Origin of the sequence: Rhizobium mayense (assembly GCF_030272705.1) — a bacterium.
In the GTDB taxonomy this organism is placed as follows: Bacteria; Pseudomonadota; Alphaproteobacteria; order Rhizobiales; family Rhizobiaceae; genus Rhizobium; species Rhizobium mayense.
The window spans coordinates 113,806-137,253 of sequence record NZ_JARFYM010000015.1 but is presented as its reverse complement, the minus strand read 5'-3'; the positions used below and the strand labels follow the sequence as shown (position 1 = coordinate 137,253).

General features: G+C 59.5%; 25 protein-coding genes. 13 read left to right on the top strand and 12 right to left on the bottom strand.

All coding sequences use genetic code 11. The features are described from left to right. The first annotated feature begins 86 nt into the window (after positions 1 to 86). From PY649_RS19080 to PY649_RS19065, 4 genes are all read left to right on the top strand, one after another. Positions 87 to 527: a pseudoazurin gene (locus PY649_RS19080; protein WP_285870182.1), complete on the top strand. Its 441-nt coding sequence runs from the start codon at positions 87 to 89 to the stop codon at positions 525 to 527. Between the two features lie 235 nt (positions 528 to 762). Next, the gene (locus tag PY649_RS19075; protein WP_285870181.1) at positions 763 to 969 is read left to right on the top strand and encodes a hypothetical protein; all 207 of its coding nucleotides are present in this window, start codon (positions 763 to 765) and stop codon (positions 967 to 969) included. 280 nt (positions 970 to 1,249) lie between these two features. Further along, on the top strand, positions 1,250 to 1,657 hold the full coding sequence (locus PY649_RS19070; protein ID WP_285870180.1) for an ACT domain-containing protein: 408 nt from the start codon (positions 1,250 to 1,252) through the stop codon (positions 1,655 to 1,657). 352 nt (positions 1,658 to 2,009) lie between these two features. Further along, complete coding sequence (locus tag PY649_RS19065; protein ID WP_285870179.1) at positions 2,010 to 2,408, top strand: SPW repeat domain-containing protein; 399 nt, start codon at positions 2,010 to 2,012, stop codon at positions 2,406 to 2,408. A gap of 72 nt (positions 2,409 to 2,480) precedes the next feature. Here PY649_RS19065 and PY649_RS19060 read toward each other — a convergent pair whose 3' ends face one another. Beyond that, complete coding sequence (locus tag PY649_RS19060; RefSeq protein WP_285870178.1) at positions 2,481 to 4,064, bottom strand: 4-hydroxyphenylacetate 3-hydroxylase N-terminal domain-containing protein; 1,584 nt, start codon at positions 4,062 to 4,064, stop codon at positions 2,481 to 2,483. Positions 4,065 to 4,296: 232 nt separating this feature from the next. Between PY649_RS19060 and PY649_RS19055 the strand changes: the two genes are divergently transcribed. From PY649_RS19055 to PY649_RS19035, 5 genes are all read left to right on the top strand, one after another. Next, complete coding sequence (locus PY649_RS19055; protein WP_285870177.1) at positions 4,297 to 4,902, top strand: FAD synthetase family protein; 606 nt, start codon at positions 4,297 to 4,299, stop codon at positions 4,900 to 4,902. Next, positions 4,889 to 5,413 carry a flavin reductase family protein gene (locus PY649_RS19050; protein ID WP_285870176.1) on the top strand — a complete coding sequence of 175 codons (525 nt, stop codon included), beginning with the start codon at positions 4,889 to 4,891 and terminating at the stop codon, positions 5,411 to 5,413. The genes PY649_RS19055 and PY649_RS19050 overlap by 14 nt, the downstream gene beginning before the upstream one ends. 235 nt (positions 5,414 to 5,648) lie before the next feature. Continuing rightward, positions 5,649 to 6,815, top strand: coding sequence for a muconate/chloromuconate family cycloisomerase (locus tag PY649_RS19045; RefSeq protein WP_285870175.1), 1,167 nt, complete (start codon positions 5,649 to 5,651; stop codon positions 6,813 to 6,815). 8 nt (positions 6,816 to 6,823) lie between these two features. Continuing rightward, the gene (locus PY649_RS19040) at positions 6,824 to 7,051 is read left to right on the top strand and encodes a hypothetical protein (RefSeq protein WP_285870174.1); all 228 of its coding nucleotides are present in this window, start codon (positions 6,824 to 6,826) and stop codon (positions 7,049 to 7,051) included. Next, on the top strand, positions 7,033 to 7,914 hold the full coding sequence (locus tag PY649_RS19035; RefSeq protein WP_285870173.1) for a LysR family transcriptional regulator: 882 nt from the start codon (positions 7,033 to 7,035) through the stop codon (positions 7,912 to 7,914). Before PY649_RS19040 ends, PY649_RS19035 begins: the two co-directional genes overlap by 19 nt. Positions 7,915 to 7,941: 27 nt before the next feature. On the opposite strand, the gene pcaD is transcribed toward PY649_RS19035, so the two are convergent. From pcaD to PY649_RS18995, 8 genes are all read right to left on the bottom strand, one after another. Beyond that, positions 7,942 to 8,733 carry a 3-oxoadipate enol-lactonase gene (gene pcaD, locus PY649_RS19030; protein WP_285870172.1) on the bottom strand — a complete coding sequence of 264 codons (792 nt, stop codon included), beginning with the start codon at positions 8,731 to 8,733 and terminating at the stop codon, positions 7,942 to 7,944. Between the two features lie 36 nt (positions 8,734 to 8,769). Continuing rightward, positions 8,770 to 9,558 carry a benzoate diol dehydrogenase BenD gene (gene benD, locus PY649_RS19025; protein ID WP_285870171.1) on the bottom strand — a complete coding sequence of 263 codons (789 nt, stop codon included), beginning with the start codon at positions 9,556 to 9,558 and terminating at the stop codon, positions 8,770 to 8,772. Next, positions 9,555 to 10,583, bottom strand: a complete 1,029-nt coding sequence (gene benC / locus PY649_RS19020) for a benzoate 1,2-dioxygenase electron transfer component BenC (RefSeq protein WP_285870170.1) — start codon at positions 10,581 to 10,583, stop codon at positions 9,555 to 9,557. Before benC ends, benD begins: the two co-directional genes overlap by 4 nt. A gap of 41 nt (positions 10,584 to 10,624) precedes the next feature. Then, positions 10,625 to 11,113: a benzoate 1,2-dioxygenase small subunit gene (gene benB / locus PY649_RS19015; protein ID WP_285870169.1), complete on the bottom strand. Its 489-nt coding sequence runs from the start codon at positions 11,111 to 11,113 to the stop codon at positions 10,625 to 10,627. Next, positions 11,110 to 12,468, bottom strand: a complete 1,359-nt coding sequence (locus tag PY649_RS19010; protein ID WP_285870168.1) for a Rieske 2Fe-2S domain-containing protein — start codon at positions 12,466 to 12,468, stop codon at positions 11,110 to 11,112. The genes benB and PY649_RS19010 overlap by 4 nt, the downstream gene beginning before the upstream one ends. A gap of 91 nt (positions 12,469 to 12,559) precedes the next feature. Further along, positions 12,560 to 13,498 carry a catechol 1,2-dioxygenase gene (gene catA / locus PY649_RS19005; RefSeq protein WP_285870167.1) on the bottom strand — a complete coding sequence of 313 codons (939 nt, stop codon included), beginning with the start codon at positions 13,496 to 13,498 and terminating at the stop codon, positions 12,560 to 12,562. A 72-nt stretch (positions 13,499 to 13,570) separates the two neighbouring features. Beyond that, positions 13,571 to 13,861 (bottom strand): muconolactone Delta-isomerase, encoded by a 291-nt coding sequence (gene catC / locus PY649_RS19000; RefSeq protein ID WP_285870166.1) that lies wholly within the window; start codon positions 13,859 to 13,861, stop codon positions 13,571 to 13,573. 10 nt (positions 13,862 to 13,871) lie between these two features. Next, positions 13,872 to 15,053: a muconate/chloromuconate family cycloisomerase gene (locus PY649_RS18995; protein ID WP_285870165.1), complete on the bottom strand. Its 1,182-nt coding sequence runs from the start codon at positions 15,051 to 15,053 to the stop codon at positions 13,872 to 13,874. Between the two features lie 162 nt (positions 15,054 to 15,215). Between PY649_RS18995 and PY649_RS18990 the strand changes: the two genes are divergently transcribed. The 4 genes from PY649_RS18990 to PY649_RS18975 all read left to right on the top strand — a co-directional run bounded on the left by PY649_RS18990 (position 15,216) and on the right by PY649_RS18975 (position 20,413). Continuing rightward, a complete protein-coding gene (locus PY649_RS18990; protein ID WP_285870164.1) occupies positions 15,216 to 16,139 on the top strand; it encodes a LysR family transcriptional regulator in 924 nt (307 codons plus the stop codon). 116 nt (positions 16,140 to 16,255) lie between these two features. Then, positions 16,256 to 18,613: an Orn/Lys/Arg family decarboxylase gene (locus PY649_RS18985; RefSeq protein ID WP_285870163.1), complete on the top strand. Its 2,358-nt coding sequence runs from the start codon at positions 16,256 to 16,258 to the stop codon at positions 18,611 to 18,613. Positions 18,614 to 18,635: 22 nt separating this feature from the next. Continuing rightward, entirely contained in the window at positions 18,636 to 19,196 is a 561-nt protein-coding gene (locus tag PY649_RS18980) for a GNAT family N-acetyltransferase (protein ID WP_285870161.1), read from the top strand. Between the two features lie 224 nt (positions 19,197 to 19,420). Beyond that, positions 19,421 to 20,413 (top strand): hypothetical protein, encoded by a 993-nt coding sequence (locus PY649_RS18975; protein ID WP_285870159.1) that lies wholly within the window; start codon positions 19,421 to 19,423, stop codon positions 20,411 to 20,413. Positions 20,414 to 21,048: 635 nt separating this feature from the next. Here PY649_RS18975 and PY649_RS18970 read toward each other — a convergent pair. From PY649_RS18970 to PY649_RS18960, 3 genes are all read right to left on the bottom strand, one after another. Beyond that, positions 21,049 to 21,516 carry a hypothetical protein gene (locus PY649_RS18970; protein WP_285870157.1) on the bottom strand — a complete coding sequence of 156 codons (468 nt, stop codon included), beginning with the start codon at positions 21,514 to 21,516 and terminating at the stop codon, positions 21,049 to 21,051. Between the two features lie 530 nt (positions 21,517 to 22,046). Next, positions 22,047 to 22,634, bottom strand: a complete 588-nt coding sequence (locus PY649_RS18965) for a hemagglutinin repeat-containing protein (RefSeq protein ID WP_285870191.1) — start codon at positions 22,632 to 22,634, stop codon at positions 22,047 to 22,049. Between the two features lie 48 nt (positions 22,635 to 22,682). Next, complete coding sequence (locus tag PY649_RS18960) at positions 22,683 to 23,444, bottom strand: hypothetical protein (protein WP_285870156.1); 762 nt, start codon at positions 23,442 to 23,444, stop codon at positions 22,683 to 22,685. Between the last annotated feature and the right edge of the window lie 4 nt (positions 23,445 to 23,448).

Below are 23,448 nucleotides of genomic sequence, written 5' to 3'. Positions count from 1 at the left end.
TTGTCAGCGGTGTTCTGATCGATCCCGCAACGCCTCACCCCCTCAGCAAGTCATATTTATCCACCCCAGCAACGAAGGAACCGAAAATGAAAAACCTCAGTGTCACCGTGCTTCTGGCGCTCTCGATCTTCATTCCTGCAGGAGCCCGAGCCGCCGAGTACGAGGTCAAAATGTTGAACAAGGGCAGTGATGGACAGGCGATGACGTTCGAGCCCGCTTTCCTGCATATTCAGCCGGGCGACACGGTGCATTTCATGCCAGTCGATAAAGGGCACAATGTCGATACGATACCCGGCATGCTTCCGGACGGAGCAGCGCCGCTGAAGGGCGCCATTTCCCACGCCGTGGATGTAACTTTTCAGCAACCCGGGCTCTACGGCTATCGCTGTATGCCTCATTTTGGAATGGGAATGGTCGGCCTGATTGAGGTCGGCAACACACCGGTGAACCAGGCCTCAGCGCAGCAGGCGAAATTGCCCCCCTTGGCCAAAAAGCGGATGGATACCCTGGTTTCGCAGGTGCAATAATATCTTGCGGCTGCCACTTGAGTGCCGGCGCTGCGATCCGCCGCAGCGTCGGCCGGTTAAAACGGCTGCCGACCCCACCCGGCACTTCGTAAGGTGGATATTGCGGGCCGACCATGGCCGCCATGCTCTTCGCTCGCTGGCCCCGGTCACAGAGGTGGAGCTCGGGGCCGCTCTCAAAAAGACTCGGGCGAGCGTAGCTTGTCCCGAGCTTAAATAGTCAACTGAAGGACCGACAATGAGCGACGTCACCGACGCGATAACTCAGATCGAAGAGCGAATCTCCATTGCGCGAGACGGCTTGCGACAGTTGAGGGAATTGGCGGCTGCCGGACAGGACGAGACTCTCATCGCGCGACGGGTGGCGGAGCACGAGGACGAAATCGCGCGACTGACATCGCTACTCCTTGAATTGGAAAGCGGAGCCACATCCTTCCATGCGTAACCGCATGAGCGATCTTTTGTCCTCGCAACTAGACATGGATCGGTCTGGCCCGGCCGGGCCAGGTTTGCCGTCAGGGCGACCGAGGTTCGCTGGTAAAGCCAGCTGATCAGATAGAACAGCAGTCGGCTCCGGCTCGTGCCAACGGGTAGATAACCGCGACGCCCGCTGGAGCAGTTAAAGAGCATGTCGGACCAGCACAATACCGCGTTCGAGACACGCCTTTTGGATTTCCGGACGCACGAGTTGCGTAGGGACAGTGTTTTATAGCGGGGAACGGCTTATGTCGTCGACACGACGAAAGGATTTCGGTGTGGCTCCAGTTGAGCTGAAGAAACTGTTTGGGGAATACACGATCGCTCGGCTCCCAGTGCTCGCGCCGATCCCCTCCTGGGGGGACGGTGAGGGCTTCGTCAGCATAAGCCGTGGCGAAGACGAATTGTCGGTGATCTGCATGAGGGAGCGCGTGCCCGGGAACGTAAGGAGCGAGGGCGACTGGGCCTGTTTCAAGGTGGCCGGTCCGTTCGTGTTCGGGGAGACCGGCGTACTCTCGGTCGTGAAGCCAGTGTCGGAAAACGGCATCGGCGTGCTCGCGGTCTCCACTTTCAACGGGAACTATTTTCTCGTGCGGAGCCGCGACGCCGCGGCCGCAGTTGACTTCCTAAGTGCGGCCGGGCACCGCGTCGCCTAACGGATCGCGCCTTTCCCAAGACGACCTCCGCTCTTCCGGCTGCCAGCCTACCCCGGAAGATCGGAATGGCATCATCGAAACGGAGACCCTTCGCCGAACGTCGGCCGCCTTTGAGGTTGCGGATCAATGAGCGGGTGGGCTCGAGCGTGGCGGGATGGCGGAATGAAATCGATAACAAGTGGGCATTTCTAATCCATTCGGCAGAAGACTAATTTCAACGAGTACCGCACTCGATATATCTGGCGCTCGGGAGAGCAAGCCGAAGGACTAAGTTGGTCTAGGCTCCACGACTGCCAGTATCTCAGCGGTGCGAATTCGATCAAACCTGTCAACCGCGCCTGGAGGACCTGCCATGCTCCGCTTCGTCACTAAATCCATTCACGCCTATCTCATCGACTATCCCGTAGCGATTATCCTTTTAGTTGCGCCGTTCGTTTTGAAGCTCGGTCACAGCGGTCCAGTCGCCATGTGGCTTTCCGTAATCACAGGTGTTGCGGCGCTCATATTGCCGATACTGACCGACCATCCGACCGGCCTCATCAAAATAATCCCCTATCCGATCCACCTTTGGATCGACCGGGCGGTTGGAGTAGTGTTCCTTGCTGCAGTCGCTGTGTTCGGTTTCACAGGCATCGACGCATGGTACTACGGCGTCCTCGGCGTCGCTGTTCTCCTGACCACTTCGGTATTCAACGCCCCTGAGCAATCGATTTCGGCGCATGGTGCCATGGGCACCCACGACGCGATCTGAATCGCCGCAGCATCGCGGCAAAAGAAAAGACCGCCGCGGATAGCGGCGGTCTTTCTCGTTTGTCGGAAATCCTCAGGCAGCCTGAACGGTGCCGCGGCCAACGAGGCTGATATCATCAGGATTGATCAGGTCGGAACCCGTCCAGCCGGAAAGGTCGTATTCGCTCATGCAGTCCTTGACCATAGACTGCATTGAGGCGAGATCGCCGGTGGCGGCCGCCGCCATCAGGGTTTCGATTCTGAGATTCTCGTAATTGCCCGCATAGTTGCGCTCGTAAAGCTCGTGGCGGCCGCCGAACTCGGTGCCGATGGCATCCCACAGCAGTTTCAGCAGCTTGACGCGATCCAGAGCCACATAACCGTTCGAGCCGCGCACGAAACGGTCGAGATAGGGACGGATCGCCTCGCTCTCGAAATCCGCGGCGCTCGACGGCAGATAAATGAGACCGCTCGCGACATGCCGCTCGATCAGCTCCTTGATACGCGGATAGGCCATCGGCGCCAGCACACGGTAGGCGAGCCCGGCATTGAGGTTCGGCAGGTTGAACCCGTCGGTGCCCTGCCACGAGACCGGCGATTTCACCATCGCATCTCCGAGCGCGTGGAAAGTATTGCGCCAAGCGATAACTTCGCCCACGCCGGTCTGGACGCCGCGGAAATCCTTCGAGCCCGTCGCCTCGACGGCCATGGAGAACAGGCCGGCGATGAAATCGAGCTTGACCGACAGGCGGGTAAGGCCATGCAGCGTGAAGCGCGGTACGAAGCCGGAGCCTGGGAAGAACTGATTGATCTTGTCGACATCACCGTAGATGAAGATGTTCTCCCACGGCACCAGAACCTTGTCGAAGACAAGAATGGAGTCGTTCTCGTCCAGACGGCTCGAAAGCGGGTAGTCGAAGGGCGAGCCGGTCGCCGCGGCGTTGAATTCGTAAGAGGCGCGGGCGATCAGCTTGACGCCGGGTGAATCCATCGGCGCCGTGAAGATGAGCGCGAAGGACTTGTCTTTGATCGGGATGCCGTAGTGGGCGATGAAATTGTAATGCGTAAGTGCCGAGCCGGTCGCGACGACCTTGGCGCCGGACACGATCAATCCCTTGTCCGTCTCCTTGTCGACATGCATGAAGACGTCGCGTACTTCCTCGATCGACCGGTCGCGGTCGATGGGCGGGTTGACGATCGCGTGGTTCCAGTAGTCGAGACGCTCCTGCGTGCGGGCATACCAGTTGCGCGCATTTTCTGCATATTCGCCGTAGAAGGCGGAGTTCGCTCCGAGCGTTCCGAGGAAGGATGCTTTGTAATCGGGCGAACGCCCCATCCATCCGTAGGAGACCTTCTGCAGCTCGGCGATCGCGTCCCGCGACTTGATCAGGTCCTCGGCCGTCTTGGAGCCAAGGAAGAAGGGATGCGTAAGTTTGCCCGAACCGGTATCCGTCGGCACGCCGATCTCGGTCTTCTTTTCATGAAAGCGGTCGTACCAGCGGGCGACCATGCGTGCCGAGTTGCGGAACGCCGGATGCTCTGTGACGTTCTTGACGCGCTCGCCGTAGATGTAGATCTCGCGGCCGTCCTGGATGCTCTCCAGGAATTCCGCGCCCGTATAGGCGTCGGTCGTCGTGGGGTGCGAGTCCAGGCCGGGTTTGGTAGCCAGGGTATGCATGTCTGTTTACTCCTCCAGTTAGCCGGACAAGAGGTCTGCAAGCCGGCGTCTCGATCAGAAAAGGATCCTCTTCCCCTTTCCGTAGGCGAAAACTATGCCCCGACGACGAGCGAATGATAGGTATCATGCGATACCGGATCGGGTATCGCAGCAGGCCCCTATCCGGCGGTAGATTAGCTTCGTCGAACGCACCGGAGGACCGTGCCGCCGATAGCGAACATGGGAGGAGACCATGGATCATCGCCCCTGCATTCAGACGCTCGTTCATGACGATAACGTACTGAGACTGTCCGCATCAGCCCTGACGATCGGGGCTTTCGATGGCGTTCATAGCGGCCATCAAGCCCTGATCAGGACAGCCGTGCGTAGTGCGCGGACCCTTGGTGTCCCTTCGGTAGTCTATACGTTCGACCCGCCTCCCAAGGCCCTGCTGTGCGGCGTCCGACCGTTGACGTCGATCGAGTACAAAGTGGCCCGGATCAGCACCCTGGATCCCGACTACATCATTGTCGCCCGTTTCGACACGGCGTATCGGGCCCGCACGGCAGCGGACTTCATTGGGGAGGTAAACCGGCTGGCTCCACAGGTGATCTGGATCGGCGCCGACTTCCGGTTCGGCGCTTGCAAAAGCGGAAATCCCGATCTGCTTGCCAGCTATTTCGACACGAAGATATTTCCGGCCGTCTGCTGCGAGGCTGGTGAGATCGTGTCGAGTACCCGCATCCGCGCCTTGAAAGCTGCGGGGCGCTTCAGCGAAGCCGAACGGTTGGAAGGATGGTCCAGCCTCCTGCCCGTTCAACGATCCCATGATAACGGAGGATGTCATGTCTACGCCTGAGCCACGCGTGTTCCGCGATGCCTGCGGCGCGTTCGCGACCGGGGTGAACGTCATCACCACCCATTGCGACGGCCACGATCACGGGATGACAGCCAACGCATTCATGTCGATCTCGCTTGATCCACCGCTGATAGCGATCTCCATCGCCGAAAAGGCGCGGATGCTGGGAAAGATCCAGAAGTCGGGGCGTTTCGCGGTGAGTGTCCTTGCCTCTGGGATGGACGCCATCGCCTGGCATTTCGCCGGCAAGCCGAATGCGGATCTGCACGATCTGTTCGACACGCTGGACGACCTGCCGGTGATCCGTGGCGCAGTCGCGACATTTTCCGCGAGCGTCTACGACGAGATCATCGCCGGCGACCACACGATCTTTCTCGGCCATGTCAGGACGCTCATCAGAAACGATAACGTCGAGCCCGTGCTCTTCTTCAAGGGTAAGTTCGGCGCGCTCGAAAACACCAGCAAGGCCCCGGCCAGCATGTTGCAACTCGAGACCGAACTCATGTGGTGACGTCCGCAGGGACGTTCCCGACGCATTACAAGGAGGAGAAAATGCGAAACGTTACCCAGCAGAACATTTCGGACGTGGTGATCGCCGCACTAAGCTCAAGCCGAACTCCGAGGCGATGACCGTCGCAGCCGAATAGGCCGCTGATATAACCACAATTATCGATCCGCCCAGATGCACATGCGGCACGCTCCGGGGCGGATCAATTCAGAAAAACAACCGAGAACGGTGCCCCGCTATGGCTGATACAATATCCGATCGTGACAGGCCGGCGGACTCCGCCAGCGATACGCGAATAAGGTCGATCTCGGCGAGCATCATCGAGGCCCCGACCGTTCGCCGGCACAAGCTTTCGAATACCGAGATCGCCCATCAGGGCTTCGTCCTCGTCCGCGTCCAACTCGAAAACGGCGTGACCGGTATCGGCGAAGCATCCACGCTTGGTGGACCGCGTTGGGCCGAGGAAAGCGTGGAGTCGATCCAGGCCGCTATCCAAAACTACCTCGGCCCGGCCCTCGTCGGCCAGAACGCCATGCTCTTCGAGGCCAACGCCGTGCGCATGGCAAAAGCTGCCACGCGAAACTTCGCCGCCAAGGCTGCGGTGGAGTCTGCCCTGTTCGACGCTATTGGCCATACGCTCGGCCTGCCCGTCAGCGCCCTGCTCGGTGGGCGGGTTCGCGACCGGATCGGCGTCATCTGGGCGCTCGCCTCCGGCGATGCGGCGCAGGAACTGGAGGAGGCCCGCGAGAAGCTTCGCCTCCGGCAGCACCGGGACTTCAAAATCAAGCTCGGCTTCAATTCGCCCGACGCCGATATCCGGCGCCTGCAGCATCTGCGTGCTGGGCTCGGCGATGACGTGAAGCTGATCGTCGACGTCAACCAAGCCTGGACGGAAGCGATCTGCATCCGGCTTTTCCCGGCGCTGGAAGAACTCGGCGTCGTCCTCATCGAACAGCCTGTGCCTGCAAGCCAGCGCGAAACCATGGCCCGCGTCGCCGCCCGCACGCATATTCCGCTTCTCATCGACGAAGCGGCCTTCACCAATTCGGAGCTGGCAAGCGTCGCGACCCAGGCCTGCGGCAGCGTGTATTCCCTGAAACTCGTCAAGAGCGGCGGGCTGCTGGAACTCAAGCGGGCGGCCGGCATCGCGCAGGCATTCGGCATCGAACTCTACGGCGGCTGCCTGCTCGAAAGCAGCATCGGCGCGGCCGCCCATATGGCGGTCTTTTCCACACTGCCGAAGCTCGAATGGGGCAGCGAGCATTTCGGTCCCCGCATCCTCGTCGACGATCTGGTCGCCACGCCGCTGGTTTTCGAGGAATACGAAATTCATGTACCGACTGGCCCCGGTCTCGGCATCGCGCTGGACGAGGACAAGGTACGCTTCATGACGCGCAAGGTTTGAGGTATGTCATGCAGAAAGCTCCAAGCGAGACGCGCCGCTGGCTCGACGATATGGCCGTAACCCTCAAGCGAACACCCAGTGCCGCGCTTGTCGTCATGAAGGTACTCGGGCATTTTCCCATGAGCGAGAAAACGACCGCCTTCAGACCTTATTTCCAGGACGCACTGGAACTTATGCGCATCTCGCAGACGGAATTGATGTATGCTGACGGACTGCGATGGATTTCAAACGGCTGAGCTATTTCCTGGCAGTGGCGGAGGAGCTTCATTTCGGGCGCGCATCCGCACGACTTGGAATTGCCCAGCCCCCCTTGAGCCGCCAGATCGCCCAATTCGAGAAGGAAATCGGCGCCGTCCTTTTCGACCGCAGCCGCAGCCAGATCAGGCTCACCCAGGCCGGCGAGCTGCTTCTGGAGCGCGCCAGAGAGATCCTCGAGCGTCTCGACCAGACAGAACGCGAGGTCATGCGGATCGGCCAGGGCATTGCGGGCCGCCTGCGGATTGCTTTCGTCGGCACGGCGACATTCGGGGTCCTACCCAATATCATCAAGGCATTCCGTGCGGCCCACCCTGATATCGAACTGGCTTTGTCGGCCATGAACAATGCGGAATTGAAGCGGGCGCTGATCCAGCGGGAAATCGATATCGCGGTGGCGCGCCCGTCTCTCGATGACGCAGAGCTCAAATCCGAAACGCTGACGAAGGAGCCGTTAATACTGGCGCTTCCGGATACCTATTCCGATCACCTCGGCACCTTAAAGCTGGCTGACCTCAAGGGCGCGACCTTCGTTCTCTTTCCACGGCGGCCCCGGCCGAGCTATGCGGACTATGTTCTCGATGTCTGCAGGACCGATGGCTTCATTCCGGCCTCGCAGGTGATGGCGCAAGACTATCTGACGGCGATCAGCCTTGTCTCGGTCGGCGTCGGCATCTCCGTCGTCCCGGAATCGGTGGCGCAGAACGAGCGTCCTGGCGTGATCTACCGCCACTACGAGGGCTGCAATCCCGGAACCCAGCTTTCCCTGAACTATCGCCGCGACAACCGCTCCCCACACCTCTTCGGATTTCTCACCCTCGCACGCAAGATCGCGCGGGCATGACGTCCCTCGCGCTTTCGCTCTACACAGCTAGGAGCGGAGAAATTCCAGAAGCGTGGCGGTGAACGCCGAGGCGGACTCGATGTTGAAGATGTGCCGGCCAGGCAAAGACCGATGCTGCCCCTGCTGGACGCTTGTGGCGATGGCCGCGAGGTCGGCGCGCGGGCACACCGAATCCTCGTCGCCAGAAATGGCAAGCACGGGATTGGCGATCCGCTTTAGATCGCCACTCAGATCCGCGCCAGCCAACGCGGCACAACAACCAATGTAGCCGTCGGTCGATGTGGCGACAAAGCGATCGAGCACGCCGCTGACGACGGACGGCTCGCTGGCCTCGAAGGTCGAACTGAACCAGCGTTTGGCTGTCGCGGCCCGGAGGGAATCCAGACCATCCTCCCGGACGGACTCGATGCGCGCGGCCCAGCTCTCAGGCGTGCCGATACGTGTCGCCGTGGCGCAAAGGACGATCTTGTCGAGACGTTCGCCTGCGTGGATGCCCAGCCATTGTCCAGTCAGGCCGCCGATCGATAGCCCGCAGAAATGTGTACGGTTGATCTCCAAAGCATCCAGCAACGCGATCGCATCACGACCAAGGTCGGCCAACGTATAGGGCGGGGGTGGAGCCGACGACCGGCCATGGCCGCGGCGATCATATCGCAGCACGCGGAAATGGCGCGAGAGCTCCAGCGCTTGCGCGTCCCACATGGAGAGGTCGGTGCCGAGCGAATTGCAGAATAGCAGCCATGGCGCATCTCTCTCGGCACTTTGGTCGCCATCGATGCGGTAATGAAGGCGATGGCTGGGCAATTCTAGGCAGGGCAATGTTCAAGTTCCAATAGTCGTCGCGCGTTGAAGCAGTCAGCCGAGATCGCCGCCGGCAACGGGCAATACACTGCCGGTGATGTAGGAAGCCTCATCCGAGGCCAGGAACAGGATCGGCGCCGCCTGCTCCTCGACGCTGCCGTAGCGCTTCATGAAGCTCGACTGCTTCACTTGACTGACGACCTCGCACATCCACGCCTTCTCGGCATCGGAGTCGCCTTCGGCGTTGCGCGGGATACGGCGCGGCGGCGCCTCGGTGCCGCCAGGTGCGGTCGCCACTACGCGGATGTTGCGCTCCGCCAGCTCCATCGCCAGCGATTGGGTGATGGCATTGACGCCGCCCTTCGCCGCCGAATACGGCACGCGGTGAATACCGCGGGTAGCATTCGAGGACACATTGACGATGGTGCCGCCGCCGCGCGCGAAGAGATGCGGCAGCACGGCGTGGCAACAATAGAGTGTCGGCATCAGCGAGCGGCGGATTTCCGCGTCGATCTGCGTCGGTTCGAATTCCGCGTAAGGGCGCATGCGGATGGCGCCACCGACATTGTTGATCAGGATATCGATACCACCGAACCTCTCGGTGGCATAGCGCATCGCGGCTGCCGCCCCCTCGGCTGTTTCGAGATCGCCTTGGAAGGCGGCGGCCTCATCCCGGCCCGCCTCCGTCGCCACCTCCGCGACGAAATCTGCGCGGTCGACAAGCAACACCTTGCCGCCTTCCCGAGCGGCGCGCAGCGCAACGGCGCGACCGATGCCCTGGGCGGCGCCGGTGACGACTAGCACCTTGCCGGCAAATCGACCCTCGAAGCGAGCCGTGGTCATGCCGCCTCCCTCACCACCGCATTGGGCGTGAACTTCTCGTAGTGGAAGCTGTTGGGCGTCACCCCGTTGTCATCGAAATATTTGCGCACCGCATCCACCATGGCCGGCGGGCCACAGAGATAGACGTCGACATTGCCGCCGTTGAGCGCCTCCGGCGGCATATGCTGGGTTACCCAGCCCTTGCGCGGATGGCTGGAGGCTTCTTCAGCCACGACGGTGTTATAGGTGAAATTGGCAAGCCGCTTGGTATAGGCCTCGATCTCGTCGACCAGCACCAGATCCAGGTCGCGGGTGACGCCATAGATGAGGTGCACCTTCTGCTGCGAATTTGACTGGGCCAGCACTTCGAGCATCGACAGAAACGGCGCAAGACCAGTGCCGCCGGCGAGGAAAAGCAAAGGTCTCTGGACCTCGCGCAGGTAAAAGCTGCCGAGCGGCCCTGTCAGCTCAAGTTTCGTCCCGACCTCGGCGCGCTCCAACCAGGTGCTCATCAGGCCGCCCGGGATCTTCTTGATCAGGAAGCCGATGCGTTGTTCGCCCGGCGCCGAACTGAAGGAATAGGAGCGGCTCTGACCACTGCCCGGCACGCCGATATTGACATATTGGCCCGGCAAAAAGGCCGGTGCAGCGGCCGCTTCCACATCAAACTCGAGCACGATCGCCACATCGTTATGGGCGACCACACCTGCTACCGTGGCGGTGAGTTTCTGCTGTCCGGTCTTGCAGGCGCCGGATGTCGTCGGCACCGCGATGACGCAGTCGCTCGACGGCTTCATCTGACAGGTCAGCACTAGGCCGTTCGCAGCCTCGTCTGCCGTCAGTGCATCGTCGATAAAGTCGTCCCCGAGGTCGTAAGCGCCGCTTTCAGCGCGGCACTTGCAGGTCCCGCAGACGCCGTCGGAACAGTCCATCGGCAGGTTGATCTTGTTGCGGAAGGCGGCGTCGAGCACTTTTTCGCCCTCATTGCATTCCACGAAACGCGTGACGCCGTCCTCGAAATTCAAAGCGATCCTGTAGCTGGCCATGGAATCCTCCTGTTGCGTTCCTTTCCTTCGGCTGACACCTGTCACACGTGATAGACGTCGATGACCTGGCGGATGTAGTCGTTCTTCAGCACGATCTTTTTCTGCGAGATCAGCAGCTGATCGCCGCTTTTTCGCAGGGTGACGAACATGGTTCCGAAGAAGTGGTCGGTGACCTTGTAGCGGTGGTTGAGCGTGTGGAAATTGTAGCGCACGTCCACCTCCTCGCCCCTGTCCGCCAAAACCTCGACATTCGAGACATTGTGACTGGTGCGTGGCTCCGGCGTCGAAGCGCCCGAACGCTCAGTCTTGATGCGGAAGACGCGATCCTCGAGGCCATCTCGGCTCGGATAGTAGATGAGCGAGATCTGCGATTGCGGATCTTCGGTCAGCTGATCGTCGTCATCCCAGGCCGGCATCCAGTAGGCGACGTCAGGCGCATAGCAGGTCAGCCATTCGTCCCATTCGCGGTCGTCGAGGAGGCGCGCCTCGCGATAGAGGAAGGTGCAAGCGGCCTCATAGGAGATGCTCATCTGATAGCTCCCTTCCTTTCGGCGGCAAGCGCTTTGCGCATGACCGTCGCCCAATACTCGTGCTGGCGAACGAAAAGCCCCTCGTCCTCGCTGCGCTCGCCCGAGAGCAGCGGCTTGAGACCCATTTTTTTGGCGTTGTCATCGGGGCCGTCGATCCACAATGGTGCGCCGCGCGACAGATCGTTCCACGGCGCAGTGGCGCCGGCATAACCGGCCTGGCAGGCGCGGAACTCTTCCAGATCGTCCGCGGTTCCCATGCCGGAAACGTTGAAGAAGTCTTCGTACTGGCGGATGCGCAGGGTGCGATCCTGTTCGCTCTCGCCCTTTGGAGCGAAACAGAAAATGCTGACCTCGGTCTTGTCGACGCTGATCGGACGCGTCACACGGATCTGCGTACTGAACTGGTCCATAAGGAAGAGGTTGGGATAGACACAGAGGTTGCGGGTCTGGTTGACGATGAAATCCGCCTTCACCTCGCCGACGCGCGCCTTGATCTCCTCCCGTTTGCCGTAGACGGGGCGGACCTCCGGGTTCATGGTTTTGGTCCAAAGCAGGATATGGCCGTTTTCGAACCCGTAGACACCGGCGACGGACTTGCTCCACGAATTGGCGTCCACCGCCTTCGTGCCCTCCTCGTTGCGCCGCCCCATGGTGGCGGCGTAGTTCCAGTGCACGGACGAGACGTGGTAGCCGTCGCAGCCATTTTCCATCTGGAGCTTCCAGTTGCCGTCGTAGACGTAGGACGAATTGCCTCTCAGAACTTCGAGCCCATTCGGCGCCTGGTCTACGACCTGATCGATGATGACTCTGGCCTCGCCGAGAAACTCTTGGAGGGACGGCACGTCCCCCTTCAGGCTGCCGAACAGGAAGCCGCGATAACTTTCGAAGCGAGGGACGCGCGTCAGGTCATGCGAACCGTCCTTTGCGAACTGCTCAGGATATTGCGTCGTCTTCTCGTCCTTCACCTTCAGTAGCTTGCCCGTATTTGAAAACGTCCAGCCGTGGAAGGGACAGGTGAAGCTGCCCTTGTTGCCGTGCTTGCGGCGGCAGAGCATCGCCCCACGATGGGCGCACGCATTGATCACGGCATGGAGTTCGCCTGTCTTGTCGCGGGTGATGACGACGGGCTGGCGGCCGATATAGGTGGTGTAATAGTCGTTGTTTTCCGGAATCTGGCTTTCATGCGCCAGATAAACCCAGTTGCTCTCGAAGATATGCTTCATCTCAAGCGCGAACAGGTCTTCATCGGTGAAGATGTCGCGGCGGCATCGGAATAGGCCTGCTTCCTTGTCGTCTTGCACGGCCGTGTCGAGCAGGTGGTCGAGGCTACGGGCTTTTTCGATAATCGCGGACATGATTTTCCTTCCGCAAGAGGCACGTGCCCCTTGCAACGATGTCGATAATGGGATGGTGGGCGGCCCATCCGGGCCGCCAGTGTCGCCTTTGTCAGGCAGCCGCGCGCTTGCGCTGTTCGTTGATCTGGTTGTCGACGCCGTCAATGAGCGCGGTCAGATGGATGTCGAAAACGATCTCGGCAAAGGGGCCCGCGAGGCCATTGGCTGCGATGCCCGCCGCATCGGTCCGCTCGACAACGGCCGGAACAAGGCCATCGCGGGTCGCATAGGCGAAATCGTCGTTGACCAGCGGATCGCCTTCGATGTTGATCTGCGTCGTCAGCTTCCGGTGGCCGTGGCCGCTGATAAAGAAATGGATATGCGCCGGGCGCTGACCGTGACGGCCGAGGGCCGACAGCAACTTTTCCGTCGGACTGCCCGGGGGCACACCGTAGCCATGCGGAACGATACTCTGGAATTTGTACCCGCCCTTCTCGTCGGCGACGATCGTGCGGCGCATGTTGAAGGGTGCCTGTTTTCCGGTCGGGTCGAAATGTGAATAGAACCCGCGGGTGTCACAGTGCCAGACTTCGACGGTGGCGCCCGGCAGCGGCTTGCCATCGGCGCCGTAGACCGTGCCATGCATGATCAGCGTGTGGCCATTGGCATCGGTGCCGTCGTCGAGGCGGGCAAAGCCGCGCGATACCGGCGCACCGGCGACGTAGAGGGGCCCCTCGATCGTGCGCGGGGTCGGGTTGTCGATGCCGAGTTCCGCATCGATCGCGTCCAGGCGTTCATCGAGAAAATGGTCGAGGCCGAGGCCGGGCGAGATGAGGCCGGCCTGCCCGGTGGCGCCGATCTCGTTGAGCCAGGCGATGGCCGTCCAGTATTCGTCGGGTGTGACGTCGAGATCGTCGATGGTTCTGAAAAGGTCCGACATGACCCGGTGAACAATCTGCTTGACGCGCGGATTGCCGCCGTCCTTGTCGAGCCCGCTTACAACCTCCAGGAAAGCCTGGATGTCCGGTCTTTTGAAAATCTTCACGCTCATTTCAATCCTCCATTCGGGTTGCTTCGAAAACCAGCACGGACCCTCCTCCCGGAGGCGCCGTCAGCGGCGACGTCAGCTGTCGTCGTCGCGGATCGAGGATGGATGCCGCAGGAGCGGCGTCACCTCGATATGCATGAACTTGAACAGCGGCAGGCCGGAGAGAATCTCATGCAGCTCCGCATTGTCCTTCACGTCGAAAATGCTGTAGTTTGCGTAGGCGCCGGCGATCCGCCAGATGTGCCGCCACTTGCCGCTGCGCTGCAGTTCCTGCGAATAGGCTTTTTCCCTCGCAATGATGTCGGTCGCCTCCGCGGGGGGCAGATCGTTGGGAATGTTTACATCCATCCGTACATGGAAAAGCATGGGACTATCCTCACTCCGCGACGCTGATCGTCTTGCGTTGCCCGTTGCGGGCGAAAAAGGCCACGCGCTCCTCATCCAGTTCGATACCGAGCCCCGGCCCATCCGGAACGGTCAGTTCGAAGTCGCTGTAGTCGAGCGGCGTCGCCAGGATTTCCTCTGTCAACAGAAGTGGGCCGAAGAGCTCCGTACCCCATTGCAGGTTGGCGAACGTGGAAAAGACATGGGCCGATGCGGCTGTACCAAAGGCGCCTTCGAGCATGGTGCCGCCGTAGAGCTCGATCCCGGCTGCATCGGCGATCGCTGCGACACGCTGCGCATTAAAGAGGCCGCCGCTCTGCTCGATCTTGATTGCGAAGACATCCGCGCCGCTAACGCGTGCAAGCTCAAAGGCGGTCTCCGGACCCTGCAAGGATTCATCGGCCATCAGGGCGATAGGGAAGCGACGCACGAGCCTTGCCAGCGCGGCAGCCGAGGCGACGGGCTGCTCCACCAGTTCGCAGCCGGCCTCAGCAAGGGCGGCCATTGCATATGCGGCCTCGGTTTCGCTCCAAGCCATGTTGACGTCGACACGAACCGCCCCGCGTTCGCCGAGAGCGCGTTTGATCGCGGCGACATGCGCGATATCCTCGCGCGGCGTCTTGGCGCCGATCTTCAATTTGAAAATCTTGTGTCGGCGAAGGTCGAGCATCTTCTCCGCCTCGGCTATATCCGTCGCAGTATCGCCGGAAGCCAGCGTCCATGCGACGGGCAATCTGCTACGCACGCGCCCTCCCAGCAGTTCACTGACGGGCAGACCGAGACGCTTGCCATGCGCATCGAGCAATGCCGTCTCGATGGCGCATTTGGCGAAGCGGTTTTCCTTGATCCTCTTGTCGATGCGCGCCATCAGGACCTGGATGCGGGTCGCGTCTTGGCCGATCATCACGGGCTGGAAATAGCTGTCGATGGCGAGCTTCATACCCTCCGGGCTTTCTCCGCCATAGGAGAGCCCGCCAATCGTCGTTCCCTCACCGATGCCAACGATGCCGTCGCTGCAGTGAACTTTGACCAGCATCAGGGTCTGGCCTTTCATCGTCGTCACGGAAAGCTTGTGCGGGCGAATGGTCGGCAGATCGACAAGCAGCGTCTCAATCCGTTCGACGACGGGTACGATGGTTGCGATCGGAGCGATGGGGGCAATAGCTGTGTTCATGCCACGATCTTGCGGCAGCCGTGGTAGTCCGTCCAACACCATTTGCGTTGGATATGATACCTTTATGATATAGTATCGGAAAAATATCGAGTTAATTTGTACTTACCGCAGCGCAACATACCTGCGATGGTAGAGTTATAGCCTTTCAAACAGGGGGAAAGGATGGATCTTCGCCAGCTCCGCTATTTCGTGGCAATCGCGCGCGAGCGCAATTTCACCCGCGCGGCGGAGATCCTGCATATCGCACAGCCTCCCTTGAGCCGACAGATCCAATTGCTGGAGGAGGAACTTGGCGTGGCCCTGCTCATCCGGAAGAGCCGGCCTGTGCGGCTAACCGATGCGGGACGGCTTTTCTACGAACAATCCCTCCAGGTTCTCGGCCGGGTCGACCAGATGCGCGACGCGACCCGCCGCGTGGGACTGAACCAGAACAGCGTGTTCGCCATCGGCTTCGTTGCCTCCACTCTTTACGGCGGTCTGCCTTCGCTGGTCCGCAAGCTGCGCCGCCACGCGCCGGAACTCGACATCCAGCTCCTAGAAATGGTCTCGGTGCAGCAGATCCCTGCCCTGAAAGAGGGCCGCATAGACATCGGTTTCGGGCGGCTGCGCCATAGCGACCCCAATGTCACCGGCATCGTGCTGCGCGAGGAGCGGCTGGTTGTCGCCATCCCCAAGGGCACGCCGCTCTCCGAAAGCAGCGCTCCCCTCCCCGTCGCCGCTTTGGCGAACCAGAAGATCATCGTCTATCCGAAGGAGCCGCGCCCCAGCTATGCCGACCACGTGCTGAGCCTGCTGCATGGCCATGACGCACGGCCGGCGGAGATTCAGGAAGTGCGGGAGATCCAGACGGCCCTCGGGCTCGTCGCGGCGGATGCAGGTCTATGCCTCGTGCCCGCCTCCGCGCGGCAGATGCGCTCGGACGTCCACTACAGGCTGCTGGAGGAAAAGGATGCGACCTCACCCATTATCCTCAACCAGAGGGCCGGCGACAGCTCCCCATACATCGACCTCGTCCGGAAACTCATCGACGAAATGTACACCGAAGACCCATCCTGGCTGGATACGGAGCACAACTACATTCCATGAATACCTTGCTCGACCGATTGCCTTGATCACTCCTGCATGTTTCGAACATCCGATACTCTGTCACATCCATGTCATGAAACGCGTCGACACCTCGTATCGGATCAGGAGGCGCCCAAATGGATTATTTCAGACGTTTCAACTTTCTGTTCGCAACGCCGGCTTTCGATAGCGATGATCTGGAGGGCGCCCGCTACAACCAGATCGTCGAGGAGATCGAACGCTCGGGCTTTGAGGTGGTGCGTGCGCGCAATCTCGAAGACGCGGAGATCGCCGTACAGACGGACGCCGCAATCGGCTGCATGCTGGTCGACTGGGGCAAAAAGGGGCTTGAGGGCAAAACGGCTTCCCTCATCAATCTGATGCGCCGGCGTGGCCTCGAATTCCCGATCATCCTGTTGATCCGCCGTAAGCGCTTCGAGGATGTGCCGGTGGAGGTCCTCGATTTCATCGACGGTTATGTCTTCCTGTCGGAAGAAACGCCCGCCTTTATAGCCAAGAGCCTCATCAGCCGGCTCAAGCAATATGCCGAGACGCTAAAGACGCCGTTCTTCGGTGCGCTGGTCGACTATGCCGAAGAAGGCAACCACCTTTGGACCTGCCCTGGGCACAATGGCGGCATCTTCTACAGTCGCAGCCCGATCGGTCGGGTCTTCATGGAGCATCTCGGCGAAGCGGTGTTTCGCGACGATCTCGACAATTCCGTGCTCGACCTCGGCGACCTGCTGACCCACGAAGGACCAGCGCTTGCCGCGCAGAAGGAAGCGGCGAAGATCTTCGGCGCCGAGAAGACCTATTTCGTGCTGAACGGCACCTCCACTTCCAACAAGGTCGCCCTCTCCGCCCTAGTCACCGATGGCGACCTCGTGCTGTTCGATCGCAACAATCACAAGGCCGCTCATCATGGCGCTCTGATGATCTCCGGCGGTATTCCGGTCTATTTGCCGACCATCCGCAACGTCTATGGGCTGATCGGTCCCATGGATTTTGCGACTATGGACGAAAGCGCACTTCGCGAGCGCATCCGCACGCATCCGCTGGTGAAAGATCCGGAGGCCTACAAGAAGCCGCGTCCGTTCCGCGTCGCGGTCGTCGAACAGTGCACCTATGACGGCACCATCCACAACGCCGAGATGATCCTCAAGCGCATCGGCCACTTGTGCGACTACATCCTCTTCGACGAGGCGTGGGCGGGCTTCATGAAGTTTCACCCGCTCTATGCCGGGCGCTTTGCCATGGGTCTTTCCGACCTCGGCCCCGATGCGCCTGGCATCATCGCAACGCAATCCACTCACAAGCAACTCGCAAGCTTCTCGCAGGCCTCGCAGATCCACATGAAGGACCGGCATATCGCCGGCCAGAAGCGTCGCGTGGAGCACCGTCGCTTCAACGAAAGCTTCATGCAGCACGCCTCGACCTCGCCTTTCTATCCGCTGTTTGCCTCGCTCGACGTCGGCGCGCAGATGATGAAGGGCCGCTCGGGCGAAGTGCTTTGGGACGATACGATCCGCCTCGGCATCGAGCTGCGCAAGAAGATCCGCGCCGTGCGCCGCGAATTCGAGGAGAAGGAGCATCGCCCCGAGCGCCGCTGGTTCTTCGAGCCCTTCGTGCCGGATCGGGTGGCAATCCCGGATGTGTCGAGCCCCGGCGCGGTGCACAGGGTGCCTTGGGAAAGCATCTCTACCGACCAGCTCGCCACCAATCCCGCCTTCTGGCACCTGACGCCCGACGCGGCATGGCACGGCTTTTCGGCAATGGAGCCGGGATTCGCCATGACCGATCCGAACAAGCTCACCCTGCTGACCCCCGGCTTCGACCGGGCGAGCGGAACATATACCGAGCACGGCATACCGGCGCCGGTGGTCGCGCAATATCTGCGCGAAAACCGCATCGTTGCGGAAAAGAACGATCTCAATTCATTGCTCTTCTTGCTAACTCCGGGTGTGGAGGCCAGCAAAGCCGGCACCTTGATCAGCGGGCTCGTCGCCTTCAAAAAACTGCATGACGATAATGCTCTGCTGGAGGAGGCGATCCCGGAGTTCTATCGTCTCCGCCCGGCCCGCTATGCGGGAGTGCGCCTGCGCGATCTGTGCGCGCAAATGCACAACTTCTTCCGCCAGGCCGATGTCAGCGCGCTTCAGACAAAGCAATTTTCTGCTGACCACTTGCCCCCAATGGCCATGTCGCCCCATGACGCCGCGCGCTGCCTGGTTCGCAACGATGTGGAATATCTGCCGATCGACGCCATCGCCGGCCGCATCGCCACGACACCGTTCGTTGTCTACCCTCCGGGTATCGCGACCATCGTACCCGGCGAGCGCTTGACGGAGCAGGCAATGCCAATGATCGACTATCTCAAGATGTTTGAAACCTGCTTCAACACCTTTCCCGGATTTGAGGTGGAGATCCAGGGGCTCTATCGCGAGATTGATGCATCAGGCCGCATCCGGCTTTATACCTACGTCGTCGCGGAATAGGCTTAGAAATTCAGGTTCAGTCATGAAGCAGGAGAAAATGATCGTCATTCGCCCATCCCGGGAGACCGACGTCGATGCCATGTTGGCGATCTATCGCCGTCATATTCGCCGCGGCATCGAGGTTGGGGTGGACGATGGCGACACTCCGCAACCGGACGATCTGCGGGAGCGGCGCAAGAATTTGAAAGACCGCCGCTTCCCGCATGTAGTCGCGGTCGAAGGCGAAAAGGTCGTGGGCTATGCCTACGTGGTGTTGTTCCGCAAACGCCCGGCTTATCTTTACACCGTCAAGCATTCGATCTATGTGCATCACGACCATGTCGGCCAGGGTGTCGGCAGCCTTCTTATGCGCGGGTTGATCGACGCCTGCGCGGCGGCCGGTTTTCGGCAGATGATCGGCTATATCGACGCCGATAACGCCCCCTCGCTCGCTTTGCATGAACGGTTCGGCTTTGCTCGCGTCGGCCTTTTGCCGGCAGTCGCCTATCGTTACGGCCGCTGGGCCGATACCGTGATGGTTCAACGCTCACTCGCCGCCGGCTCGACCACCCCGCCGCCGCCACCGCCGCTCTCCACCCGCTGAAACCAGCGGGATTGAATCTCCGGCACGGCCCACACCAACAACATTTTCCAGGTTGCCGGTGCCTTTAGTATTTTGCGCATTGCGGGGGCGATAAGATTGGAAGCGTAGTGTTAACGATTGCTCAAGCACAATGATAATGCAATAGAACCTTTCGGCAACTTCGATTCCGATACCGCGAGCGGCATCATACAGATGAGCGCCTCGACGTCTCGGGGGGACACCGCATGCGCCCAAAATTTAGCATTTTCAAACACCTCGGCTTCGCTGCCGTGACGGCATCGCTCTGCGCTGCAGGCCCGGCATTCGCCTCGAGCAATGCATCGGCCATTCCAGGCTGGCTGGCGGCATATGTTGGTGAAGGGAACGGGCAGATTGCTCCAGTCGTGCTGGAGCGGGCTCGGGCACTTTACCTGCAGAAGGTCGCAGAGGGACGCGTGAGAAACGCATGCTATTTCGCGATGGACGCCACGCGTCCTAACGGAACAGCGGGCGGCCGGTTCTACATGATCTGCGAGGCGGCACAGTCCTTCCGCGTGATATCGGCAGGGCATGGCGGCGGCCGCAATCTGCCAGGGGTCGTCAACTTTTCCAACGGGCGGGAGTGTGCAAAAAACTTCGGCAACGCAATGGATTCCAATCTGACGGCCGGTGGCGCCTATCTGACGAATGAGATCAAGACGACTTTCAAAGGCTATTATCGTGCATCTACCAATCAGGACGCAGTTCTAACCCGCTCGTTCGTTCAGTTCGACGGCATTGGCGATACTGCGAACGCGAGGCAGCGTGCCATCGGCGGACATGCCGCGGCCCTCGTCTCCGGAATATGCATGCAGAAAAAGCCGGAAAGCCCCTACGCCAATCGTGAAGGGTATGTCCCCTTCGGCAAACTGGTCACCTATGCGGGCGGCCGCAGCGACGGCTGCACCAGCTGGTCGCCGGAAGATGCGGTGCAAGTGCTGTCAATGGTCAAGGATAACCCGACAACCATCTACATCTATCCGGAGGCCCGCGATATCAGTGCCGTCGCGCACGCCGTAGCATCCGGCCAATCGCCGACCAAAAACGGCTCATACTGGAACGCCTCGTGCCTCAGCGAGATCGGCTCGCCGCAGTTCTGGCCCAAGGAGAAGCTCGAGCCGATCATCGCCCAATACAAGCAAGATCATCCAGCACCGCCACCGCGCCCCATTCCCCTTTGCGAACCTTTGTCCAACTGAAAGGCGGTGCTTTCTGGGCACGGCGGCTGCCTTGGCGCAGATAGAGCCCTCGCGGGTCCAGGCGACAATATCCTTCGTTTTGCTTCATATTCATTGACCTCAATCCGGGAACGCCGACGGGTCTCCTCCATGCTTTTTTTTAAACCTGTCCCTGTATCAAGTATAAAAGCGTGGGCTAGCTAACTCTCTTTGCGGAATGTTGCATTCGCCAACTCCAGCCGCTCTAATCTTGACAGAGCCCAAGGTATTGCGTCCACGCTGTGAAATTACTCACCTGATTGAGGATCAACAAGCAACCCATCCACCATTGACGCAAGTGCACTGGATGCGGCCAACGCGGCAATCATCTTTTGAGGGTAACTGTCAAACGCACAAAACAAAACTGAACTGGTCGCCCTTACCCTGAAGTTGCCCTCCGTAAGTTCCTTTCCTGAGGCGTTCATGTAGTGGTGCTCGAAGCCGGAAGTTGCTCCGTCCACTTTAGCCGGAAGAAAGCCAGCCATCGAACGAGGATCGAAATTCCTGCAAAGTTCGACCGGAAATCCCGCCCGACACATATAATCTCGCTAGGCTGAGGGTGTTGGAATCTTAGCATTCTGCAGATAAAGGATTAGATTGTAGCTCATCGTTATATCTCAGCGAAGCCAAAACGGCTTGCCATCTAAAGCATCATATTCATCAAGCGATTTATGATCGTCTCGCAGGAAGCCGGCCAAATCCGATATGATTGTCTTTACCGGCTTATAAATGTGGAAGTCGTGTTCAAACGATTTTGCAGACGCCGACGCTTTCGCGAAGCATTCGAAATATTCGCTGAACACGTCGGCTAATGTCGACTGATCGGGATTCAGCCAGCTCTTTTCTCGATTGCCGACCAAACTGGAATCCCATTCCACACCTGAGGCAGCTCGTACAAATGTAAAAATTTGTCGCGCGCGCTCCATCAGGACGATTGCGGGATCGAGATCTTCAAGTGCGATGTAACGACGATATAACCGATCTGTCAGCAAACTCCAATCGCACTCTGGATGGACCTGCTCCACATGCGACTTCATGCAGTCGAAGAACAACACGACATCGGAAACCGGGCCAAGCTCGTACATTGAATGGCCACCATGAAAGCCAACCTTCCTCATTTGAACAATATAGCCCCTGGGTTAATTATACCGTTTGATTTTTGTACAATGCCTTGAATAATCGCCGATTTTTGCGCGTCTGTCACCGCTTGGCCGCGAGTGTCAATTATTAGCAGCTGTTGCATACCTTCTGGCAGGTTGGTCGAACGCTGGATTGCCTGCTTTGCGACATTGTTGATAAGGCCGTCCGAATTCGTCGCGATATTGTAGTTCTTTACCTCGAAGGCCGCGCTGCCGTCGTTTGCTATGAAGTCCGGCCGGACACTGCCAGGCGTTCCATAAGGAAACTCCTCACCATTTATGTAGCTTACGTGAGGCGTGTGGCCCTCTCCCAGATCCTCACCAACATCGATTTCAGACTGACGTGGCGTCGGGCGACTACCGGCTTCCCGGCCATATACGGGCGGCGATGAGGATGAAACTCAGAGAGAGATAGACCACATTCTCCAAACCTATGGGCGAATTGGTAAGTCGATTAGGGAGGCCGAAGATCCTGGTTATGACGAGTCGGACCAGGTCAATGTGCCGGTATCGAGATTGAGTTGGCCGTCGCTGGAGATCAGGCCGGCCGCTGTCAGGTTGGTGTTCTTGCCGACGGTGATGTTCTGATCGCCGGTGGAATAGAGGCCGGCCGGCGTATCGATCCAGTTGGTCGAGCCCTTGCCGGAGCCGAAGCCCGGCTGCACGCCGCCAAGCGTGAGGCCGTCAAGCGCAGAGCCGGCATTGGCAGTGGTTAAAGACTGCGTGCCGTCGTTGCTGTTGGCGATCGTTGGCCCGGTGAAGGAGAAGCCGAGCGAGGACGAGCTGTTCGACTGGCTGCCGGTGTTCGGCGTCGAGAAAATGGAAAAATCGCCGCCGACATTGCCGTCGATCGTGTCGGCGGAGAAGACGGTGTTGTTGAGCGTCGTGTCGCTCTTGGAGACGAAGGTGATGTTGTTCGAGGCGCCAACGGACGAGATCACCTGCGTGACCGAGTTGCCGTTAGACCTGTCACTGCCGTAGCCACCGTTCGCGGCAAAGCCGGCGCTCGACTGAGCCGCTAGATTCTCGCTACAACCGACATTGGCGGGGCCGCTGAGCGCCAGTCATTTCAAGTGAATTCATGGCGTCTATGCTCGCCAGCTCCTTTCGCGTCATGGCATTTGCGCTTCTTCGGTGATACGAAACAAATCTGGCCTAAAGTGCTTCTTTAGTTCGATGCGCCGACGAGAGAAGGTCTGAAAATCGTTGAAGGAATCCATGATGTTGTCGCTCATCAGCAGAAGGTAGCCACCAGCAAGCTCCTCAACGTGATAGCCAATTTCAGCAAGCTTCGCGAAATCGGCCTCATGAGAATAGGGAGGGCCAAAGAAGGTTGCCCAGGCAATATTGGGCAATTGCTTCTTTAGGATACTTCCGGCAGCGCCCGGATAATAAGGCGAATATCCATTTTCACGCCTCTCGAATCGCGCCGGGATATGTATAAACCCCGCGGCCGCCTTCGTAAGCTCGCAGATTTCTCTAAAAAATCGCAGCCAATCCGTTGCCTCATCATATGCGGACGATAAGGAAATAGCTCCGGGGATTAGGTTCCCCTTCTTGCTTGTATCGGTAAAACTTGTCCTACCATTGCTCTCAAGCTTGGTGCTGCGGTGCCAAGCAACAGGCCACAAGACATCCGAAGGACCAAATGGTCCTTCCAACCGGACACGCCTTCCCCAGAGTGGCCTAAAGGTGGAAATATCTCCATAGGCGATCAAATCGTCGGAGTTTCCAATCTTTTCGGGCGTCAGACGCGCGTCTGTAGCGATCAGCATCTCAAAAAAACGCTGACCGAAACTCCAGTCCGAAATGTAATTCTCGGTTACAACGCTAAACTCTATTCTTGGTGTGCTATTCTTCCGTTCACTTGCCATCCTT

Bases quoted from the DNA above. Each gene is read 5' to 3' on its own strand.
- PY649_RS19080 (WP_285870182.1), top strand. From the start codon at position 87: ATGAAAAACCTCAGTGTCACCGTGCTTCTGGCGCTCTCGATCTTCATT.
- PY649_RS19075 (WP_285870181.1), top strand. From the start codon at position 763: ATGAGCGACGTCACCGACGCGATAACTCAGATCGAAGAGCGAATCTCC.
- PY649_RS19070 (WP_285870180.1), top strand. From the start codon at position 1,250: ATGTCGTCGACACGACGAAAGGATTTCGGTGTGGCTCCAGTTGAGCTG.
- PY649_RS19065 (WP_285870179.1), top strand. From the start codon at position 2,010: ATGCTCCGCTTCGTCACTAAATCCATTCACGCCTATCTCATCGACTAT.
- PY649_RS19060 (WP_285870178.1), bottom strand. From the start codon at position 4,064: ATGCATACCCTGGCTACCAAACCCGGCCTGGACTCGCACCCCACGACG.
- PY649_RS19055 (WP_285870177.1), top strand. From the start codon at position 4,297: ATGGATCATCGCCCCTGCATTCAGACGCTCGTTCATGACGATAACGTA.
- PY649_RS19050 (WP_285870176.1), top strand. From the start codon at position 4,889: ATGTCTACGCCTGAGCCACGCGTGTTCCGCGATGCCTGCGGCGCGTTC.
- PY649_RS19045 (WP_285870175.1), top strand. From the start codon at position 5,649: ATGGCTGATACAATATCCGATCGTGACAGGCCGGCGGACTCCGCCAGC.
- PY649_RS19040 (WP_285870174.1), top strand. From the start codon at position 6,824: ATGCAGAAAGCTCCAAGCGAGACGCGCCGCTGGCTCGACGATATGGCC.
- PY649_RS19035 (WP_285870173.1), top strand. From the start codon at position 7,033: ATGGATTTCAAACGGCTGAGCTATTTCCTGGCAGTGGCGGAGGAGCTT.
- benD (WP_285870171.1), bottom strand. From the start codon at position 9,558: ATGACCACGGCTCGCTTCGAGGGTCGATTTGCCGGCAAGGTGCTAGTC.
- benC (WP_285870170.1), bottom strand. From the start codon at position 10,583: ATGGCCAGCTACAGGATCGCTTTGAATTTCGAGGACGGCGTCACGCGT.
- benB (WP_285870169.1), bottom strand. From the start codon at position 11,113: ATGAGCATCTCCTATGAGGCCGCTTGCACCTTCCTCTATCGCGAGGCG.
- PY649_RS19010 (WP_285870168.1), bottom strand. From the start codon at position 12,468: ATGTCCGCGATTATCGAAAAAGCCCGTAGCCTCGACCACCTGCTCGAC.
- catA (WP_285870167.1), bottom strand. From the start codon at position 13,498: ATGAGCGTGAAGATTTTCAAAAGACCGGACATCCAGGCTTTCCTGGAG.
- catC (WP_285870166.1), bottom strand. From the start codon at position 13,861: ATGCTTTTCCATGTACGGATGGATGTAAACATTCCCAACGATCTGCCC.
- PY649_RS18995 (WP_285870165.1), bottom strand. From the start codon at position 15,053: ATGAACACAGCTATTGCCCCCATCGCTCCGATCGCAACCATCGTACCC.
- PY649_RS18990 (WP_285870164.1), top strand. From the start codon at position 15,216: ATGGATCTTCGCCAGCTCCGCTATTTCGTGGCAATCGCGCGCGAGCGC.
- PY649_RS18985 (WP_285870163.1), top strand. From the start codon at position 16,256: ATGGATTATTTCAGACGTTTCAACTTTCTGTTCGCAACGCCGGCTTTC.
- PY649_RS18980 (WP_285870161.1), top strand. From the start codon at position 18,636: ATGAAGCAGGAGAAAATGATCGTCATTCGCCCATCCCGGGAGACCGAC.
- PY649_RS18975 (WP_285870159.1), top strand. From the start codon at position 19,421: ATGCGCCCAAAATTTAGCATTTTCAAACACCTCGGCTTCGCTGCCGTG.
- PY649_RS18970 (WP_285870157.1), bottom strand. From the start codon at position 21,516: ATGTACGAGCTTGGCCCGGTTTCCGATGTCGTGTTGTTCTTCGACTGC.
- PY649_RS18960 (WP_285870156.1), bottom strand. From the start codon at position 23,444: ATGGCAAGTGAACGGAAGAATAGCACACCAAGAATAGAGTTTAGCGTT.